A 17,736-nucleotide genomic window follows, 5' to 3' on the forward strand; every position below is an offset into this window, starting at 1 on the left:
GAGTCAGTTGTAGCCGCGCCAGCGGCGGCCGCACTCCTTACACTTGAAGAATCGCGTCGGCGGCTCGTCGGCCGCGCCGGTCTGTTTGATCGTGTACCACGCCTCGCCGTGGCCGCAGGCCTCGCAGACGACGTCGGTGGCGGTGGGCTTGCCCTCGAAGTTCGCGCCCTCCTCCGTCTCGATCACCTCCTCGCCGGTCTGTTCGGTGGTCGACTCGAACCGCTCGGCGAGCTCCTCGTCGCGCTCGGTCGTCGCGCCGCAGTCGTCGTTTCGACACACCATCACGCCATCCCGCGAGACCATCATCGAGCCGCAGTCGTCACAGAACTGCATCTCCTCGCGGTAGGGACCGAGCGCCCTTATGCTCCCCGTTGATCGCGGCCGCTCGCGGGTCACTCGTCGAGCCGCCCGTGTCGGTCGAACCGGGGGCCGTCGTCGGTCACCATCGGGCAGTCGCGGACGCGGAACTCCTCGAAGCCGACCGCCTCGAGTATCGAGGCGTCCTCGTGGGTACAGGCGGTCTCCGGCGGATCCGCGAAGTGCGGACAGCGGTGGCAGTACGTCCGCTTGTCGACGACGTGGTCGGTCGACTCGCGCGGGTCACTCTCCGGAAACGTCGCGTCCGCGAGGTCGTCCGGGTCCTCCTCCAGCGCGTCCCAGACCCCGTCGACGTCGACCTCGTCGACCTCCATCCGCTCGAATGGATCGCCGCCGGCGTCCGGAGACCCCGTCTCGTCGTCGAGTTCCGCGAAGGGATCCGCGTCGGGGTCGTCGTCGATCTCATCGAACGGGTCGTCGCGCGCGCCCCCGATCCCATCGAACGGGTCGCTCGCGCCCTCATCCCCGTCGAGCGGGTCGGCCTCGTCGTCGTCCGGTCGGTCGATCCGGTCCTCAGAGCGGTCGGGCGGGCCGTCGCTCATCGTCCGCCCCGACCGCTCTCGTCCGTCGTCCCGTCGGCGCGATCCGTCGTCCCCCCGCTCGCCCGGTCCCCGTCGTCCGCGTTCGAAGCCACGTCGCCCTCGAGCGCGGGTCTGTCGTCGACGGTCAGCGTCGAGCGCCGGTAGAACCGCTCCGCGGGGTCGAGGTCGTCGAACGGCGACTCACAGTAGGGACACTCCGGGGTCGAGAGGAGCGAGAGACGAACGGTGTTCTCACAGCCGCCGCAGTCGGCCTTTTTCACCCCGTGTCGGTTCGCCGTCCGGAGGATCGCGTCGAGCCGATCGCGGTCGGCGCGCTCGCGTCGGACCGCACGGATCTCGCGCTGTGCGCGGACGACCGCGCTCGCGACGCGCGAGAGCTTCTCCGAGCGGTCCTCGCCGGCCGCGGCCAGGTCCTCGATGCGGTCCTCGGCGGCGGCGAGTCGGTCCTCGGTGTCGGCGAGCCGGTCCGCCGTCTCGGAGAGTTCCCCCTCCGCGCTCGCGACTCGGTCGTCGATCCCGGCGAGGTCGCTCTCGATCGTCGCGGCCGTCTCGTCGAGCCGGGAGAGCGCGTCCTCGAGCGATCCGACGCGCGCCTCCACGCCGTCGAGTCGCTCGACGGCGCCGGCCACGTCGGCCGCGACCGCCTCCAGTCGCTCGGCCGTCTCGGGGTGGTCGTGGTCCGTCTCGGCTTTCCCCTCCAGATCGCGGTAGAGCCGGACGAACCGTTCGCGGAGGTCCTCGACGTCCTCGTCGACCGACGCGCGGAGCGCCTCGATCTCCGACCGAATCTCGGCGAGGTCCTCCGTGAGATCCGCGGCGGTCGCCACGGCGTGGCCGTCGCTTTCGGGATCCGCGGCGTCCACGCCGTCTCCCCCGCCGGTAGCGCCGTCGACCGCCTCCTCGACGGTCCCCCCTCCGTCGGAGTCACTCATCGCGGTACCCCTGCATCTACGCCACGTTCGACGGCGAGACATAAGTAACCTGCCGCGTGGTTCTCCGGATCGATACTCCCGGCGGCCGCGGCGGTCGTGGCGGTCGCGGCGGTCGTGGCGGCGTCGCCGTCAGCGGCGGCGGGACCGCGTCGTCGACCTCGTCGCCGTCAGCGGCGGCGGGACCGACTCACGACCCGCCGCTCACCGTATCTTCCGGACGTCGCTGATGTCGAACCCGCCGTCGTGGACCTCCGTCTCGAACCGGACGATGTTCTCCGCCTCCAGCCGCGAGAGGACGCCGCGGAACTCCCGGACGAACATGGTCCGAGCCCGCTTCGACCCGCCGCTCTCCCAGGTGAACTGGAGGGTGCCGCCGGCGGCGTCCATCAGCGTGCCGAACTCCCGGTCGGTGAGCGCGTCGTGGTTGACCAACACCAAGATGAGCCCCTGCCACCGGGTGGCGGCCTTCTTCAGCCCCTTCATCACCATCGCGACGTCGCTCCACTCCATGTCGTCGGAGGCGGCGGAGACGAGGTCGGTCACGGAGTCGATACAGACCACGTTGCCGGCGGCGTGCTCGGTCAGGTAGTCGCCGAAGGCGGTGAGCACGTCGTCGTAGCGTCCGTGGTCGCCCAGATCCGCGATCGTCGTCGTCTCGCCCTCGTACCACTCCCGCGGGATCGGGCTGAGCTGGAAGAACTCCGGCGAGAGGTCGCGGAACGCGATCCCCTCGGCGGCGGCGTCGACGACCTCCTCGGCCAGCGTGTACTCCATCTCCCTCGTCAGCGCCGCCTCGCCGGCGGTGAAAGAGAGGTAGTGGACCTCCGGCGGGACCGCCGCGTCGCCGGGGAGGTCGCCGTAGTAGAGGTCGAAGAGCTCCTCGTCGGTCCGCCCGAGGGCGTTCATCGCCGCGCTCGTGTAGAGGAACTCCCGCGCGCCGGCTCCCGACTCCCCGGCGAGCAGCACCACGCTTCCGGGCGGCGCGCCGCCGTCCAGGATCGAATCCAGTCGGGCGACGCCGAACGGGACACTCGACATACCTCGGTACGGGTCGCGGGCCCGCTTAGTGTTGTCCCTCGTCGCGGTCGCGAGCGGGGCTCCCCGAGCCGTCCGAACCGCCCGGCCCGCCACGAACCCGCGCGCCCTCGTTCGCCGCCCGGACGACGGCGACGCCGCCGCCGACGCCCGCCGCCTCGAGCGCGTGCTCGCCGGCCTCCATCGCCGCGTCGGCGCGGTCGGCGTCCGTGACCCCGTAGACGGCCGGCCCCCAGGAGGACTGCCCGGCCCCGAACACCGCCGGCGACGACGACAGCGACGCCACCACGTCGCCGACCGGCGGCCGGTAGACGCCGCCCTGTTCGTCCGCGTACCACGCGCCGTTGAGCCGCCCCACCGACGCGACCGCCGCGCCGAACGCCTCCGCGCGCCCCGCCGCGACCGCGGGCAGCACCCGACGGGTGACGATCCCGGCGATCCGGTCGGCGAGGCCCGGCTCCGCCCGCTCGACGGCCGCGCGCATCGAGGCGTCCTCGCTCTCCCCGTTCCGCCCCGGCTCGGCGTCCGGGCGGACGAGCAGGAACCGCCAGTCGTCGGGGACCTCGTGGCGCGCGGCGACCGGCGGAACGGTCCACTCCCCGTCGGCCGGGCGGTCGGTCGTGAACCGCGCGGTCGGGTGGCCCGCGTCGAGGACGAACCCCCCCGCCTCGAAGGCCGCGACGCCGACCCCGGAGCGACCGCCCCGACCCATCGCGGGAGCGCGCTCGCGGACCTTCGGATCGCGGCCGTGCGCGCGAGCGATGGCCGCGAGCGTCGTCGCGGCCAGCTGCGTGCCGCTTCCCAGGCCCGCGTGTCGCGGGAGCGACGCCCGGACCGTGACGGCCGCGCCGGGAACGTCGAGCAGGTCGACGGCGGTCACGGCGTACTCGCGGGCGTCGGCGCGGACCTCGTCGTGAACGTCGGCACGGATCGCGTCGCGAGCGTCGTCGCGAACCGCGTCGCGGGCCTCGCCGGGGACCGCGTCCGCCCCGGACCCGTCGGCACCGGCGAGCGCGTCCGCCTCCACGGCCACCGTCACCGACTCCGCTGGAACCGCCTCGACGGTCACCCGCGGCTCCGCGAGCGCCAGCCCGAGCGCGCCGTACAGGCGCTCGTGTGAGAGGCTGAGGTTACAGAAGCCGAAGTGGAGCCGCGCCCCGGCGCTCGCGAGTGCCATCGTCGTCCCCGCTTCGACCCCGACGCATAAAAGGGATCGAGACGGGGGCGAAAACCGCCGTTCCGGCCGCTCGCGGTCGTGGTCGCCTCCGGGGTCGTCGCCCCGGTTCACTCGAACAGCCGCGCGGTGGCCTCCCCGGAGGCGAAGAGCCGCGGGTCCGGGTCGTCGAGGTCGCTCTCGGGGAGCACCTCGATCCGGGCCGTGGCCAGCGTCGAACCGACGTCGATCACGTCGGCCTGGACGACGTGCGGCTCGTCTCCCCCGTCGTGAAACGACATGTCGATCCGCGTGGTCGCGAGCGGGACCGGCTCGAGCGCGTCCGCGATGATCGCCGCCATGGCGGCTGCATCGGCCAGCGTCATGAGAATGCCGCCATTTATCCCCTCCGCGGGACCGACCTCCGGCGGCCGCGTCCGGTCGCTGACCGGCTGGCGTATCCGGACGAACCCGCGTTCGACCGTCAGCAGCTCCGGCTGGAGCCACTCGTAGTAGGGGTTCGAGCGCCGGAGGTACTTCAGGTACTCCTCGACGCTCTCCAGTCTGACTCGCTCCGTCTCCTCGTCGATCGATTCTCCCGTCCCGTCGGATCCGGTGTCCTCGTTCGTCATCTATCGTCCGGGGGTGGAGGGTGGTCGTCGGAGCCGTCGTCTGACGCGGGTTGGCAGGACAGCGCGGTCCGACCCCGCTCGCCGGCTACTCCTCCCAGTCCGGGTTCGGTCGCGGGGGCGCGAACACGTCGAACCCCTCGACGGGAACCTCGCCCTCGTTGACCGCCGCGTGCGGCTCCCCGCCGGGGATCGCGAACGTGTCGCCGGCGTGGACCGTCAGCTCCTCGCCGTCGACGACGAAGGTGAGCGCGCCCGCGGTGACCGTCCCGACCTGCTCGTGCGGGTGGTCGTGTTCGGGGACCTCCGCGCCCGGTTCGATGTAGAACCGCTGGATGCTCGCCTCGTCGCCCGCGGCCCCCTGGGTGAGGTGGACGCCGGGGACCGCCTCCGTCGACTCGACCTCGTCGGAAGACACGATGTCCATACGACCCACCGCGACGCGCCGTCACTTAAACACGCGGGGCGGAGGGAGCGACCGCGTGGGTCACTCGCCGGACTCCCGGAGAACGCCGGCGAGGTCACGCGCTCACGGGAACGGGTGGTACTCCCGGTCGAGCGTCGGCTCGAACCCCATCGATCGGGGGACCTCGCGGGCGCGCTCGCCGAAGAACGGGTCGCCGGTGAAGAGCGGCTGTGCGCCGGGAACGAGGACGCGAACGGCCTCGAAGCCGAGCGCGGCCACGTCGCGGGTCGTCGTGCGCGCGACGACGGGGTCGAGTCCCACCGCGCGAACGCGGTCGACGACCGCCTCGAGTTCGGCGACTCCGCCGTCCCCGCTCCGGGAGTCGGACTCGCCGCCCGTCTCGCCGCCGAAGTCGGGCGCGTCGAGGGTCGTCGCCGGGACCGTCGCGTCGGGGTCAAAGAACTCGCGCGTCGCGTCCGGGAGGTCGGCGTGGCGGCCGATCGCGGCACCCTGCTCGCCGGCGGTCTCTCTCCCCATCGACCGGAGCTCCGTCCAGTTCTGGAGCGCCTCCGCGAGCGCGTTCCGGGCCGCGGCGGCCGGGTCGAGGTCCGCGCCCGACCCCGCGGCGAACCGGGGCCAGTCGCCGTCGCGGTGGACGGCGGCGGCGACGACCGGCACGTCGACGTCGGTCGTGACGAGCAGCGTCGACACCGACAGCGATTCGGCACGGGCGCGCTTCTCGAGCCGATCGACCACCGGGTCGTCGAGGTCGAGCCCGAGCGGCTCCGTCGTCGAGTACCACGTCGTCATGGTGGCGTCGCGCTCGATCGTCTCGTACAGCCCCGACAGCGCGGCCTCCGCGCCGGTGTTGCCGAGACCGAGCCCGGTCGTGATCGCGGGGCGGTACCGAGGCTCCGGCGGCGGAAAGTGGACGAACTCCGCCGGGAGGCTGACGACCGTCTCGGGATCCGGCGACGGATCGCCGTTCCGCGGCGGCGATCCCGCCGGACCCGTCGTCCCGACCAGCCGCTCGCCCGTGGTCCACGCGAGTTCGTCCCCCGGCGCGTACGCCGCGGCGTCGTCCGGGCGGACGAACGCGTCCGGCGTCACCGGGTTCGGCACGTCGGCCTCGGTCGCGGTCGTGAACGACGACTCCCGATAGACGCCCGCGGCGTAGCGCTCGAGCCCCTCGCCGAGCGCCTTCATGAAGGCGGCGTCCCAGTCGTCGTCGGCTCCGGCGGCGAACTCCGCGGCGCGGACGTCCGAGAACGGCGTGGTGTCGGCGACGTGCGAGACGTAGTACGGCACCGGGAACGACTCGCGTTCGCCCACCTCGCCGATCGGTCCGATCCGGTCGTCGACGCCGCGCTCCGCGCGCTCCAATGCCCCGGAGATCGACCGGTGCTCGCCCTCGAGCGGGAGCGCCGGACCGGGATCGGAGCCGCAGCCGCAGCCGGGCACCGGGAGAAGCGTCCGCGTCGGACCGGGGACCTCTCGGACCGTGTCGCCGACCGGTTCGCCGGCGAGCAGCCGGATCGCCGTCCGGCCGGCGACCGCCCCGGCGTATCGGACGGCGGAGCGCGTCCCCTGCGGCGCGTCCGCCGCCTCGGCGCCGCCGCTCGCGACCCGCTTTCCGAGGCAGTCGTAACACGCGTCCTCCAGCACCGTCACCGCGGCGTCGACGTCCGCGAGCGGGGTCCCGCCGACCCCGCCCACCTCGACGGCCACCCAGCGGTCGAGCAGGTCGTTCGCGGCGTCGAACGTCGCCGATCCGGTCGTGTCGACGACGACGGCGAGGTCGAACCCGTCGAGCAGGGACGGCTCGACCGGCATCACGTTCACGTCGACGTCGCCGAGCGCGGCCGAGACGGCCTCGACCGCGGGGCCGTCGCCGACCAGTCCGATGTCCATGCGGCGTCGACGGGGAGGAGGCAAAAAAAGCCCGCGGGGACGGGGGCGTCGGGCTACGAGGGAGGTCGACGCCGACCGCGACGAGGCGACCGCGGCTACGCGAGCAGGTCGGCCGCGGCGGCGGCGAACTCCTCGGCGTCGACGCCGACCAGCCGGTCGTCGCCGAGTTTGAGTCGGAGCCGCGGGCGACCCACGTCGATCGGGACCTTCTCCGTGTCGATGACGCCGACGTCCTCGAGCCGGGTCTTCGTCCGGGAAAACGTCGCCTTCGAGGCGATCCCCACGTCCTCGCCCCACTTCGAGATGTCGTACAGCAGGACGTCGTTGCGCGCGGCGACGAGGAGCGAGACCGTCACCTCGTCGAGCCCGTCGTCGCCGCTCGCGCTCTCCAGGGACGCGAGCACCGCGTCGAAGTCGTCGCGGACGTCCTCGCCGATGTCGGCCGCCATCGTCTCGCGAACGCGGCTGATCGACGGCGTGCGGAGCGCGTACTCCCCTGCGTCCGCGAACGCGTCGCGGTGCGTCCCGAAGACCTCGGAGACGAACTCCTCGTCCGTCGTCGAGAGGGCGGCGACGCGGTCGCCGGCGTTCACGAGCGCGACGACCTTCGACTCGGAGACGAACAGCGCGTTGTCCGCGTCCGCGGGGAGGACGCGAAGCGTCAACGCCCCGGAATCGAGGAGGTCCGCGGCCTTCGAGGCGACGAGGAAGTCGTCCATGACGCTTTTCAGCACGCGCTCGTCGGCGAGCATCGACATCGCCGGGAGGTCGTCGCGGTCGACGGCGGCGTCCACGAGCGAGACGATCGTCGACGCCGGCGGGTCGATCACGAACAGTTCCTCGTCGGACCCGGCGAACGCCGCCTCGAGGACGTCCTCCACGTCCGATTCCAATAAATTCGACACCATCTATCTCCTCGTATACAATCCGGATATCTATTTAATATTAACGGGATTTGGAAAGCGAACAACGCCGTTTGGGGGCGTCTCGCGGATGAAATCGGCGGATCCGCCGATCGTCGACCGCGCGCCCGTTCCGCTCGCGGACGGACAGGCTTAATGTGCCGTCGACCGCGACGAGGAGTATGGACAACGAGAACCTCCGGGCGGTCGACCCGGCGGTGGCGGACGCGCTGGCCGGCGAGCGGACGAGACAGGAGGAGACGCTCGCGATGATCGCGAGCGAGAACCACGTCAGCGAGGCCGTCCTGGAGGCGCAAGGGAGCGTCCTCACGAACAAGTACGCGGAGGGGTATCCCGGCGCGCGCTACTACGCCGGCTGCGAGTACGCGGACGAGGTCGAGGAGCTCGCGATCGAGCGGGCGACGGAGCTGTGGGGTGCCGAACACGTCAACGTCCAGCCGCACTCGGGGACGCAGGCGAACCAGGCGGTCTACTACTCGGTGCTCGAGCCGGGCGATCGGATCCTCTCGCTCGATCTGAACCACGGCGGCCACCTCTCGCACGGCCACCCGGCGAACTTCACCGGGCAGATCTACGAGGTCGAGCAGTACGAGATCGACCCCGAGACCGGCTACATCGACTACGAGGACCTGCGCGAGACCGCGGAGGCGTTCGACCCCGACATCGTCGTCTCCGGCTACTCCGCGTACCCGCGGACGGTCGACTGGGAGGCGATCCAGGCCGCGGCCGACGCCGTCGACGCCTACCACCTCGCCGACATCGCCCACATCACCGGCCTCGTCGCCGCCGGCGTCCACCCCTCGCCGGTCGGGATCGCCGACTTCGTCACCGGCTCGACGCACAAGACGATCCGCGCCGGCCGCGGCGGGATCGTGATGTGCGACGAGGAGTTCGCCGACGACGTCGACAAGGCCGTCTTCCCCGGCGGGCAGGGCGGCCCACTGATGCACAACGTCGCCGGGAAGGCGGTGGGGTTCAAGGAGGCGCTCGAGCCCGAGTTCGAGGAGTACGCGCAACAAGTCGTCGACAACGCCGAGACCCTCGCGGAGACGCTCCAGGGCCACGGGCTCTCCCTGGTCTCCGGCGGCACCGACAACCACCTCGTGTTGGTCGACCTCCGCGAGTCGCATCCGGACCTCTCGGGCGGCGACGCCGAGGACGCGCTCGCGGCCGCGAACATCGTGCTCAACGGGAACACGGTGCCCGACGAGACGCGCTCGCCCTTCGACCCCTCCGGGATCCGCGCCGGCACCGCCGGGCTCACGACCCGCGGATTCGACGCGGACGCGATGGCCGAGGTCGGCGACCTCATCTACCGCGTGATCGACGACGCCGACAGCGACGACGTGATCTACGAGGTCGGCGAGCGCGTCGTCGAGCTCTGCCGGGAGTACCCGCTGTACGAGTGAACCGGCCGCCGGACCGGATATCCGCGGTTCCGCCCCGCCGGCGCGGATCCGTACGTACAAAGTAGGGGCGGGTCCGACGGGGGCGTATGGACGACCAGTCGTTTCTGGCCCGGCGTCTCGACCGCGCGGCCGCGCCGCTCGCGGTCGGCGACGTCCTCGTGTTGATGGCGTTTCTGACCGTCGGAACGCTCAGTCACAGGTCGGTCGAGTTCCTCGCGAGCAATCCGACGTACCTGCTCGGCGTGTGGGCCCCGTTCCTGATCGGGTGGATCCTCCTCGCGCCGCTCGTCGGCGCGTACTCCGCGGGCGCGGCCGAGACGGCGAAGTCGTCGGTCCCGCTCGTCGTGCGCTCGTGGGTCCCCGCGGCCGCCGTCGGGTTCGTCCTGCGCGCGTTCGTGTTCCGCGGGGGCGTCGCCCCGATCTTCGTCGCCGTCATCCTCGTGACCGGCGCGGTCGCGCTCGGCGGCTGGCGGGCGGTCTACTTCCGGCTGCGGTAGCCGCACTCCGCCGCGGTTCGACTCAAGTTCTCGGATGGACGTTCTTCCCTCTGTCCCGTCGAAATCCGCGGACGACGCGTTTTGACTCGGCTCGGTCAATATAGGTGAAGGGGAGCGATTCTGCGGTGCGGTCGGCGCGCCTCCGAGTGCCCCGGCGGGGCACGAGGAGCCCGCGAGGGACGCCACGAGCGCTTGAAAAGCGCGAGTGGCGAGGCTGGGGAGGCGTGAGGTGCGGGGGCTGTGCGGGGCGGGCGGGACTCAAAGGGGCAGTCGCGAGGACGAAGCCCGGCGACGTAAGCACTGGAAGGAACGAACGAAGTGAGTGACTGAAGCGCGCAACGAGCCGCGCGAGTCCTCGCGACTGGGGCTTTGGCGGTGTCCGCCGTGGTCGTGTTCTCCGCGCCAGTAACGGTCGGTTTTAATTCACATCGATCATTCACGAAACAGCCCCACCACTAGCACTCGATCTATGACGGCCGTTTCATCCCGATCCACATCCGAAGACGGGACTTCGAGGAGGCCGCATCCCGGCAACGATCCTACCCCGATCCCGTCATAAGTTATGAGATGGTTCTCTCGTCCCACGACAGCTATGACTTCAGAGGTACGCGAAACAATTATGTGGTATCATGGTATAGATCCACGCGAATCATGAGTAGGTATTACGACTACGTCCTCGGACTCATTCCGGCCGCCCTGATCGGTGTAACCGCCTTCCTGAACCTAGTCGGGCTGTCGTTGACGGCGGCCGTTCCCGTGGGCGCGGGCATCGCGGTGGCGCTCATGGGCCACGCGATGTTCGTCCGGGCTCCCCTCGACGACGCGGCTCGGACCGCCGACGCCGCCGGCACCGCCTCTCGCTCCGCTTCCGCCCCCTTCGCCGGCTCCGGCTCGGACTGATCGCCGCGTCCTGTACCGTTTAGTCACCCCCGCCCGATGGGGGAGACATGACCGACACGCTGTTTCTCACGAGCGCCGACGTCGACGACCTCGCGGAGCCGGCCGACTACGTCGCGGCCGTCCGCGAGGGGTACCGCCAGGTCGGCGAGGGCGCGCCCGCCGAGCCGCGGACGAAACTCGGCAGCGACGACCCGCCGGGGATGCTCACGACCTACGTCGCGCTCCTTCCGGAGACGGGCGCGATGGGCGGCTACACCTACTCCGCCGGCTTCGGCGAGCGCGACGCGTGGTTCATGACGCCGGTCTTCGACGCGGCGTCCGGCGAGCCGCTGGCGCTCCTCGACGGCGCGTCGATGAACCCGTTCAAGACGGGCGCGGCGGGCGCGGTGGCGGTGGACGCGCTCGCCCGCGAGGACGCGACCGAGGTCGCGGTGATCGGGAGCGGCTCGCAGGCGCGCGGACAGCTCCGCGCGGCCGCGACGGTCCGCCGGTTCGAGGCGGTCCGCGTGTTCTCGCCGACGGCCGAGAACCGCGAGTCGTTCGCGGCGGAGTTCGACGACCGGCTCGACGCGACGGTCGAGGCGGTCGCGAGCGCGAGCGACGCGGTCGCCGGCGCGGACGTCGTGATCACGGCGACGACCGCGAGCGACCCGGTGATCGACGACGCCGACGTGGAGCCGGGCACGCACGTCACGGCGATGGGCCAGTACGCCCCCGGGAAGAACGAGCTTCCGCCGGAACTGGTCGCTCGCGCGACGTACGTCCCCGACCTCCGCGACCGCGCCACGCGCGACGCCGGCTCGTTCCTCGCGGCGCTCGAGGCGGGACTGGTCGACGAGGACGGGGTCGACGCCGAACTGGGCGACGTCGTCGCGGGCACCCATCCGGGGCGAACGGGAGACGAGGAGGTAACCGTCTTCGACTCCGGCGGGACGGGCATCGAGACGGTCGCGGCCGCCCACATGCTCTACGAGCGGGCGAGCGAGAAGGGGCGAGGACAGACGATCGAGTTCGCGCCCGCGAGCGAGGCGTTGACGGGTCGCTGAGCGGATCTCGACGAGTCCGACGCGCGGCCGACGGCCGGATCAGTCGTCCGCGGCGGCGGCGTCCGGGCGGTACTCTCGACTGATCGCCTTCCACCGGCCGGTGGAGAAGCGGTAGCGGTTGACGACCGCCGGGACGACCGACTGGCCGAAGTACGAGAGGTAGAGTCCCCACAGTCCGAGGGTCGTCGTCGCGCCCAGATACGTCAGCGGCAGGGCGACCCCGAACATTCCGGCGGCGCGGCTGTAGAACGGCCAGCGAGTGTCTCCCGTGGCGTCGAGGGCTCCGGCGTACGTCCCTCCGACCCCGCGGGCGATCACGGCGACGGCCGCCGCGCGGATGAGCGCGGCCGCGACCGGGACGGTCTCGCTCGTCGGATCGCCGACGAACCGGACGGCGATCGGGTCGGCGAGAACGAAGACCGCGCCGGCACCGACCGCGTACGTCACCACGGAGATATACGTGATCTCGTGGCCGTACGCCTCGGCGAGGTCCTCGTCGTTCTCGCCGAGCGACTGTCCCACGAGGCTGCTCGCCGCGAGGGCGAACCCCCACCCGGGCGTGTTGATCAGTCCCCAGACCTGCCGGCTGATCACGTAGGCGGCGACGACGTGCGACCCGAACAGCGCGACGAACGCGAGAAGCGGGAAGCGGGCCCCCGTCCACACCATGCGTCGCCCGACCGCGGGCGTGCTGATGCGGACCACGTCCCGGATCGTCGCCGGATCGACGTATCGGCCGCGGAAGGAGAGGGTGACGGGAAACGCGCCGAGTCCCGGAAGCCGTCCGGCGGCGAACCCGACTCCGAACACGGCGGTGACGAGGACGTTCGACGCGACGGTCCCGATCGCGGCCCCGACGACGCCCATCCCCGATCCGAATATCAACGCCGCGTTGAGGCCGATGTTGGCGACGGCACCGCCCCCGCGGATGACCATCGGCGTCCAGGCGTCGTCGGCCCCGATGAGGACCCGCCCCCCGACGAGGTTGAGCCCGGCGAAGGGGATCCCGAGGGCGACGATCCGGAGGTACGCGGCACCGAGATCGATCGCCCGTGCGTCGTCCGTGAGCAGGCCGATCAGTTCGGTCGGGAACGCGAACAGCACCGCCGTGATCGGGAGCGTCGTCGCGACGACGATCAGGCCGCTCGTCCGGACGGCCTGGCCGATCCGGTCGAACGCCTCCGCCCCGTACCGCTGGGAGACGAGGGCGATCGTCCCGGTCGCGAGGCCGCCGCCGAGGGTGAACGCCAGTCCCCAGAACGGCCCGGCGAACCCGATCCCGGCGATCGCGGCCGGACCGACGGCGATCCCCACCATCGCGACGTCGACGGCGGTTTTCGACTTTCGAGCCAGCCCGGTGAGGATTCGAGGCCACGCGAGGTCGGTCGTGCGGCGTACCCGGTTCTCGTCGACCCGTCCGGCCCGGGCGAGCAGGAGCCCGATGGCCAGAATGAGACGATGAACGGGGTTCGGGAGCCGAGAGAGGATCTCCCGAAGCGAGTGATCGCTTGCCACTACTTCTCACACTGAACCGGGTCCACGCATAAGGTCACGGGAACCGGCGGAGATGGAGGGATCGGCGACGCCGGAAACGCCGAGTTAGGCGGGACGGGACGCCGGACCGAGCGTCAGACCGGCTCGCCCTCGTCGTGCGGTTCGTCGTCGTACGGTTCGTCGTCGTGCGATTCGTCGTCGTGCGATTCGCCGTCGGTCGTCGGTCGTCGACGATCTCACCCCCGTCTCACTGGAGCCGGTATCGGAGGATCGCGGCGATGCCGCCGAGGTTCGAGAGCTGTTCGCCGGGGGCGAAGTCGGCGGAGAAGACGACCACGTCGCCGCCCTGTCGCTCGACCGACTCGATCACCTCGTTGACGTCGATCTCCCAGTCGCCCTCGCCCTGCCGCTCGGTCCGGAGCCGGTCGTCGACGACGAGCAGCGTCTCGACCGCGCCGAACTCCGCGGCCTCCGCCACGTCCTCGGGGCCGTAGGTGGCCTTCGCGCCCGTCGCGATGTTCTCCGTGAGCTCGTCGATGAGGCTCGCCTCCCTGGAGATCCGCGTCTCCTTTTGCACCTCGTCGACCGCGCCGCGTTTGAGCACCTCGTGGACGCCGCGGTCGCCGGCCGCCGAGGTGTCGACGACGCTGATCCGGTCGGCCAGATCGCGGTGCTCCTCGGCGATGTAGTCGCGGGCGTCCTGCTTCGTGAACCCCGGACCGGCGAGGATCACGGCGTCGGCGTCGAGGTGGGAGAGCGCCTCGCCGAGCTCCGCGAACAGCTCCTCGCGCGGCCGAGAGAACTCCCCTTTCCCCGTCGGCTTCGTGAAGGAGGCGTACTCCTCGGTGCCGTACTGCTGGACCGTGTGGACGTACGCGGCGCCCTCCTCGACGGTCGCGATGGCGACGTCGGGGTTCTCCGCGGCCTCCGTCGCCGCCTCCAGCCGCTCCGTCTGGTCCGGCTTGAAGTGCTTCTCGACCGTGATCTCGTCGTGCTCCTCGACGTTTATCGTGTGGTGGGCGTTGAGCTGGTCCTCGCGCGAGCAGGCGACGATGACGCCCGAGACGCGCAGCCGGTTGGCGAAGCGCGCGAACTCGACGTCGTCGACCTCGAGAGTCACGAAGAGGTGCTCGCGCTGTCCGCCCGTGTCCCGCATCCGGTCGTCGTCCCGCTGGATCCGGCGGGTGGTGTCGCCCTCGACGCGGTCGCCCGGTTCGAGGACGTGCGACAGGTGCCAGAGGTCGTCGACGTTCTCGGGGACGAGCGTGAGCCGCTCTCGGCCCTCCTCGCCGTAGCCCCGCTCGGAGATTCGCATACGCCGGGTTCGATCGGGAGGGTATCAACTCTTGGCTTCCGCGTCGGTCGCGCGGCCCCGCGGTCGGCGGCGTCGCCGACCGGGCACGGAGCTCGCGGACTGGTCACGGCCCCCAGTCGAACGCGTCGGCCGCGTCGCCGTCCGCGCGCTCGCCGGTGTCGTCGCGGTCGGCGGCAGGGGCGGTGTCGCGGTCGGCGGCAGGACCGATCCCGTCGCGATCGTCGTCGTCGTCGCCGGCTGCCCGATCGCGATCGCCGTCCCCGTCACCGCCACCGTCGACGAGGGAGTCGAGGTCGACCGCGCCGACCGCCTCGGGAACCCGGGCCGCGGCTCCGCCGGAGACGGTCCGGCCGGTCTGGACCGCCGGGTCGACCTCGGAGGCGATCCCGGAGGCGACCTCGACGGCGGTCGACCCGGCCGCCGACTCGTCGGAACTCCTCGGATCGGCGTCGACGTCCGCGTCGTCGACGGCGACGGGCGATCGGACGCGGTCGATCGCGTCTCCCGCCCCGAGACCGTACAGCGTGTGGACGACGATCCGAACCGCGAACACCCCGCCGATCCCGACGAGGAGCGGAACGAACGGCCCCGCGAGGGCGTACCCCGTGAGCAGCGTCACCATGGCCAGCGACCACGCGACCGCGTACTCGCCCGAGAGCGCGACGCGACCGACCGCGGTCGGCCGGAGTCCGTCGCGAAGCCGGCCCGTCGCGGCGAGCGCGGCGAGCGCCGCCGGCCTGACGTACGCGAACGCGACGAGGTACGCGAGCGAGACGACGGCGACGAACGCGCCGACGATCCCGTAGACCGGGGCGACGGGCGGTACGCCCGCTTCGACGCCGGAGGTTCCCCCCGAGTCGGCTCCAGCGACCGACTCCGCGAGCGGCGTCGGATCCACGCGACCGAGTTCGACGAACGCCCCCGCGATCCCGACGGCGGCCAGCCCGACGACGAGCGGGAGGAGGTACGCGACGGTGAGCAGCGCGGACGCGACCCCGTCGCGGTAGAGTCGCCCCCATCGAACGAAGGGCGGGGCCCTCGGGGAGGCGTCGGCCGCGGGGCCGATCCCGGCGTCCGACCCGGATCCGGCGTCCGACCCGGATCCGTCGACCGACTCGATCCCGGCGGCGACCACCCGCAGGAGGTAGCCGCGGCCGACGAACGCCGGCGCGAGCGCGAGCGGCGCGACCAGAACGAGAAGGGGAACGGAGAGCGTCCCGATCACCCAAAGCGGCGTGACGACCCACGCGAGGAGCGTCAGGACCGTCCCGATGACGAGCGTCCCGGCCGCGTCCTCGGATCGAAGCGGCGTCGCCAGCGCGGCCCGGAGCATACCGATCGTTCCCGCGGAAGGCGTATAAATCATGTCGGAGCCGCGCGGGCGCGGGCGACGGGACGCGTCGAGCGGAGCGGTCGCCGGCGGACGAAACCGGACGAAACCGGACGGAGTCGTACGGAGCCGGCGACGGGGTCGGCGGCGGCCGGCGGTCGCCGTCTGTAAAACAGATGACTGAAACATCGTTCACCGAGCGTTTATGCCCGAGGATGGAGTAGGTGGTCTTGGCCGCGCGGGACAATCGTGTGCCTCTGACAGAGCCGATATCGGCCGTCGCCACCGACGGCCCCCGTCAGCGGCTTTCCGCTCGCGTTCTCGACCGCGTTCCCGCTCGAACCGCTCCGGGAGCGGTGCGCCGGTACCGATTTATCCCGTCCCGCCGACCCTCCGGTATGAGCGACGACGAGCCGACGGGCGGGGTCGAACCGACCCTCCGAAGCTACGGCATCAGCGTCGAGTCGATCGACGCCGGCGATCCCCTCGAGGTGACGTACATGACGGCGTTCCCCGGCCGCGAGGTCCACCGCCGCGAGATCGGCCGGGCGCTGAACGCCCTCATCGACCGCGCGGAGGCGGACGCGTGGGATCCCGTCCGGGTCGAGGCGACCGTGGTCCGGTCGCCGGGCGACCCGCTCGGGACGTGGACCGCGGAGCCCGCCTGGTTCGAGGGCCTCCTCGCGGACGAACTGACGGAGACCGAGTTCTCGACGCGCGTCCTCGAAACGCTCACGCACGTCGAGGAGGGTGGTGAGGACGGCGGCGGGCGCGACGACGGCGACGGCGGCGACGACGGATCGAACGGCGGGGAGATCGAGGAGGACCGGACGCCGTGACCCGACGCGACCCGGTGAACCGCGCCCAGCGACGGCTCGCCCGGCCGCCGCGCGAGCGCTTCTCGACGCGCGACCTCTCGTTCGACGTCGACGGGGAGACCTGTCGGGGGACGCTGTACCTCCCGAGCGGTGACGACGACGGTCCGCCGGCCGTCGTCATGGCTCCGGGTCTCGGCGCGGAGCGGAGCTTCGGCTACCCCGCGGTCGCCGAGCGGTTCGCCGACGCCGGCTACGCCGCGTTCTGCTTCGACTACCGCGGGTTCGGCGACGCCGACGGCGATTCCCAGTCGGTCCATCCGGGTCGACAGCGCGCCGACTACGCGGGCGCGCTCGACCGCCTCGAGCGCGTCGACGCGGTCGGTCGGGACCGGGTCCTCTGGGGCGCGTCGCTGTCGGCGGGGCACGTCCTGACGCTCGCGGCCGAGCGCCGGGACGTCGACGCCGTGATCGCGGTGACGCCCCTGCTCGACGCGCGCGCCGTCGCCTCCGCCCGCGGCGGCCGGTACCTCGTCCGTTCGGGGCTCGCCGGCCTCCGCGATCTGCTCGGTCACCGGTTCGGTCGCGGCCGATCGGTCCCGATCGTCGGCGGCGTCGACGAGCTCGCGGCGATCACCGAGCCGGGAACGAAGCGCGGCTACCTCGACCTCGTCGACCGGGAGTCGGCCTGGCGGAACGAGACCCCCGCGCGGTCGCTGCTGCGGCTCGTCACCTACCGGCCGGGCGAGCGGCTCGCGGAGATCGCCGCCCCGACGCTGCTTCTGGCGGGTACCGACGATCCCATCGTCCCGATCGAGTCGGTCCGCGGAGCCGCCGAGGAGCTCCGACGCGGCACCGTCGTCTCGATGCCCGCCGACCACTTCTCGCCGTTCGGGGCGGACTTCGAGCCGGCGGTCGGCCACCAGCTCTCGTTCCTGCGGGACGCGCTCGACGGGTAGTGGCCGGGACCCCGTCCGGAGCGGCGATCGGGTACGGCATTTATTCCGCCGAGTCGCGTACC

The 17,736-nt window shown here is 71.9% G+C and carries 18 protein-coding genes; 6 read left to right on the forward strand and 12 right to left on the reverse strand.

Going from position 1 to position 17,736, the window contains the following annotated elements; genetic code table 11:
- Positions 1-3: 3 nt before the first annotated feature.
- The 9 genes from AXA68_RS00315 to tbsP form a co-directional block, all read right to left on the reverse strand.
- Positions 4-333 (reverse strand): transcription factor S, encoded by a 330-nt coding sequence (locus AXA68_RS00315; RefSeq protein ID WP_066411278.1) that lies wholly within the window; start codon positions 331-333, stop codon positions 4-6.
- A gap of 59 nt (positions 334-392) precedes the next feature.
- The gene (locus AXA68_RS00320; protein ID WP_066411281.1) at positions 393-920 is read right to left on the reverse strand and encodes a hypothetical protein; all 528 of its coding nucleotides are present in this window, start codon (positions 918-920) and stop codon (positions 393-395) included.
- Positions 917-1,852, reverse strand: coding sequence for a hypothetical protein (locus AXA68_RS00325; RefSeq protein WP_066411283.1), 936 nt, complete (start codon positions 1,850-1,852; stop codon positions 917-919). Before AXA68_RS00325 ends, AXA68_RS00320 begins: the two co-directional genes overlap by 4 nt.
- A gap of 201 nt (positions 1,853-2,053) precedes the next feature.
- Positions 2,054-2,890 carry an RAD55 family ATPase gene (locus AXA68_RS00330; protein ID WP_066411286.1) on the reverse strand — a complete coding sequence of 279 codons (837 nt, stop codon included), beginning with the start codon at positions 2,888-2,890 and terminating at the stop codon, positions 2,054-2,056.
- A 25-nt stretch (positions 2,891-2,915) separates the two neighbouring features.
- Positions 2,916-4,064, reverse strand: coding sequence for a beta-ribofuranosylaminobenzene 5'-phosphate synthase family protein (locus tag AXA68_RS00335; RefSeq protein WP_066411288.1), 1,149 nt, complete (start codon positions 4,062-4,064; stop codon positions 2,916-2,918).
- Between the two features lie 107 nt (positions 4,065-4,171).
- Positions 4,172-4,672 (reverse strand): PaaI family thioesterase, encoded by a 501-nt coding sequence (locus AXA68_RS00340; protein WP_066411291.1) that lies wholly within the window; start codon positions 4,670-4,672, stop codon positions 4,172-4,174.
- Positions 4,673-4,757: 85 nt separating this feature from the next.
- On the reverse strand, positions 4,758-5,096 hold the full coding sequence (locus AXA68_RS00345) for a cupin domain-containing protein (protein ID WP_066411294.1): 339 nt from the start codon (positions 5,094-5,096) through the stop codon (positions 4,758-4,760).
- 102 nt (positions 5,097-5,198) lie between these two features.
- Positions 5,199-6,986 (reverse strand): YcaO-like family protein, encoded by a 1,788-nt coding sequence (locus AXA68_RS00350; RefSeq protein WP_066411296.1) that lies wholly within the window; start codon positions 6,984-6,986, stop codon positions 5,199-5,201.
- Between the two features lie 95 nt (positions 6,987-7,081).
- Positions 7,082-7,894: a transcriptional regulator TbsP gene (gene tbsP, locus AXA68_RS00355; RefSeq protein ID WP_066411298.1), complete on the reverse strand. Its 813-nt coding sequence runs from the start codon at positions 7,892-7,894 to the stop codon at positions 7,082-7,084.
- Positions 7,895-8,070: 176 nt separating this feature from the next.
- On the opposite strand from tbsP, the gene glyA reads away from it, so the two are divergent.
- From glyA to AXA68_RS00375, 4 genes are all read left to right on the forward strand, one after another.
- Complete coding sequence (gene glyA, locus AXA68_RS00360; RefSeq protein WP_066411300.1) at positions 8,071-9,318, forward strand: serine hydroxymethyltransferase; 1,248 nt, start codon at positions 8,071-8,073, stop codon at positions 9,316-9,318.
- Positions 9,319-9,404: 86 nt separating this feature from the next.
- Complete coding sequence (locus AXA68_RS00365; protein ID WP_066411302.1) at positions 9,405-9,815, forward strand: DUF3054 domain-containing protein; 411 nt, start codon at positions 9,405-9,407, stop codon at positions 9,813-9,815.
- Positions 9,816-10,466: 651 nt separating this feature from the next.
- Positions 10,467-10,715 carry a hypothetical protein gene (locus AXA68_RS00370; protein WP_066411304.1) on the forward strand — a complete coding sequence of 83 codons (249 nt, stop codon included), beginning with the start codon at positions 10,467-10,469 and terminating at the stop codon, positions 10,713-10,715.
- Between the two features lie 47 nt (positions 10,716-10,762).
- The gene (locus tag AXA68_RS00375; RefSeq protein ID WP_066411307.1) at positions 10,763-11,761 is read left to right on the forward strand and encodes an ornithine cyclodeaminase family protein; all 999 of its coding nucleotides are present in this window, start codon (positions 10,763-10,765) and stop codon (positions 11,759-11,761) included.
- A gap of 39 nt (positions 11,762-11,800) precedes the next feature.
- On the opposite strand, the gene AXA68_RS00380 is transcribed toward AXA68_RS00375, so the two are convergent.
- The 3 genes from AXA68_RS00380 to AXA68_RS00390 all read right to left on the reverse strand — a co-directional run bounded on the left by AXA68_RS00380 (position 11,801) and on the right by AXA68_RS00390 (position 15,903).
- Positions 11,801-13,276, reverse strand: coding sequence for an MATE family efflux transporter (locus AXA68_RS00380; protein ID WP_232745032.1), 1,476 nt, complete (start codon positions 13,274-13,276; stop codon positions 11,801-11,803).
- 226 nt (positions 13,277-13,502) lie between these two features.
- A complete protein-coding gene (locus AXA68_RS00385; protein WP_066411308.1) occupies positions 13,503-14,570 on the reverse strand; it encodes an mRNA surveillance protein pelota in 1,068 nt (355 codons plus the stop codon).
- 103 nt (positions 14,571-14,673) lie between these two features.
- Positions 14,674-15,903 (reverse strand): DUF4013 domain-containing protein, encoded by a 1,230-nt coding sequence (locus AXA68_RS00390; protein WP_066411310.1) that lies wholly within the window; start codon positions 15,901-15,903, stop codon positions 14,674-14,676.
- Positions 15,904-16,298: 395 nt separating this feature from the next.
- On the opposite strand from AXA68_RS00390, the gene AXA68_RS00395 reads away from it, so the two are divergent.
- Both AXA68_RS00395 and AXA68_RS00400 read left to right on the forward strand, forming a co-directional pair.
- Positions 16,299-16,739: a hypothetical protein gene (locus tag AXA68_RS00395; protein WP_066411318.1), complete on the forward strand. Its 441-nt coding sequence runs from the start codon at positions 16,299-16,301 to the stop codon at positions 16,737-16,739.
- Complete coding sequence (locus AXA68_RS00400) at positions 16,736-17,674, forward strand: alpha/beta hydrolase (RefSeq protein WP_066411321.1); 939 nt, start codon at positions 16,736-16,738, stop codon at positions 17,672-17,674. Before AXA68_RS00395 ends, AXA68_RS00400 begins: the two co-directional genes overlap by 4 nt.
- Positions 17,675-17,736: the final 62 nt, after the last annotated feature.

The sequence above is a fragment of the Halorubrum aethiopicum genome, assembly GCF_001542905.1.
GTDB classification, from domain to species: domain Archaea; phylum Halobacteriota; class Halobacteria; order Halobacteriales; family Haloferacaceae; genus Halorubrum; species Halorubrum aethiopicum.

What these genes read in the sequence shown, in the direction of transcription:
- AXA68_RS00315 (WP_066411278.1), bottom strand. Translation starts at nt 333, where the DNA reads ATGCAGTTCTGTGACGACTGCGGCTCGATGATGGTCTCGCGGGATGGC.
- AXA68_RS00320 (WP_066411281.1), bottom strand. Translation starts at nt 920, where the DNA reads ATGAGCGACGGCCCGCCCGACCGCTCTGAGGACCGGATCGACCGACCG.
- AXA68_RS00325 (WP_066411283.1), bottom strand. Translation starts at nt 1,852, where the DNA reads ATGAGTGACTCCGACGGAGGGGGGACCGTCGAGGAGGCGGTCGACGGC.
- AXA68_RS00330 (WP_066411286.1), bottom strand. Translation starts at nt 2,890, where the DNA reads ATGTCGAGTGTCCCGTTCGGCGTCGCCCGACTGGATTCGATCCTGGAC.
- AXA68_RS00335 (WP_066411288.1), bottom strand. Translation starts at nt 4,064, where the DNA reads ATGGCACTCGCGAGCGCCGGGGCGCGGCTCCACTTCGGCTTCTGTAAC.
- AXA68_RS00340 (WP_066411291.1), bottom strand. Translation starts at nt 4,672, where the DNA reads ATGACGAACGAGGACACCGGATCCGACGGGACGGGAGAATCGATCGAC.
- AXA68_RS00345 (WP_066411294.1), bottom strand. Translation starts at nt 5,096, where the DNA reads ATGGACATCGTGTCTTCCGACGAGGTCGAGTCGACGGAGGCGGTCCCC.
- AXA68_RS00350 (WP_066411296.1), bottom strand. Translation starts at nt 6,986, where the DNA reads ATGGACATCGGACTGGTCGGCGACGGCCCCGCGGTCGAGGCCGTCTCG.
- tbsP (WP_066411298.1), bottom strand. Translation starts at nt 7,894, where the DNA reads ATGGTGTCGAATTTATTGGAATCGGACGTGGAGGACGTCCTCGAGGCG.
- glyA (WP_066411300.1), top strand. Translation starts at nt 8,071, where the DNA reads ATGGACAACGAGAACCTCCGGGCGGTCGACCCGGCGGTGGCGGACGCG.
- AXA68_RS00365 (WP_066411302.1), top strand. Translation starts at nt 9,405, where the DNA reads ATGGACGACCAGTCGTTTCTGGCCCGGCGTCTCGACCGCGCGGCCGCG.
- AXA68_RS00370 (WP_066411304.1), top strand. Translation starts at nt 10,467, where the DNA reads ATGAGTAGGTATTACGACTACGTCCTCGGACTCATTCCGGCCGCCCTG.
- AXA68_RS00375 (WP_066411307.1), top strand. Translation starts at nt 10,763, where the DNA reads ATGACCGACACGCTGTTTCTCACGAGCGCCGACGTCGACGACCTCGCG.
- AXA68_RS00385 (WP_066411308.1), bottom strand. Translation starts at nt 14,570, where the DNA reads ATGCGAATCTCCGAGCGGGGCTACGGCGAGGAGGGCCGAGAGCGGCTC.
- AXA68_RS00390 (WP_066411310.1), bottom strand. Translation starts at nt 15,903, where the DNA reads ATGCTCCGGGCCGCGCTGGCGACGCCGCTTCGATCCGAGGACGCGGCC.
- AXA68_RS00395 (WP_066411318.1), top strand. Translation starts at nt 16,299, where the DNA reads ATGAGCGACGACGAGCCGACGGGCGGGGTCGAACCGACCCTCCGAAGC.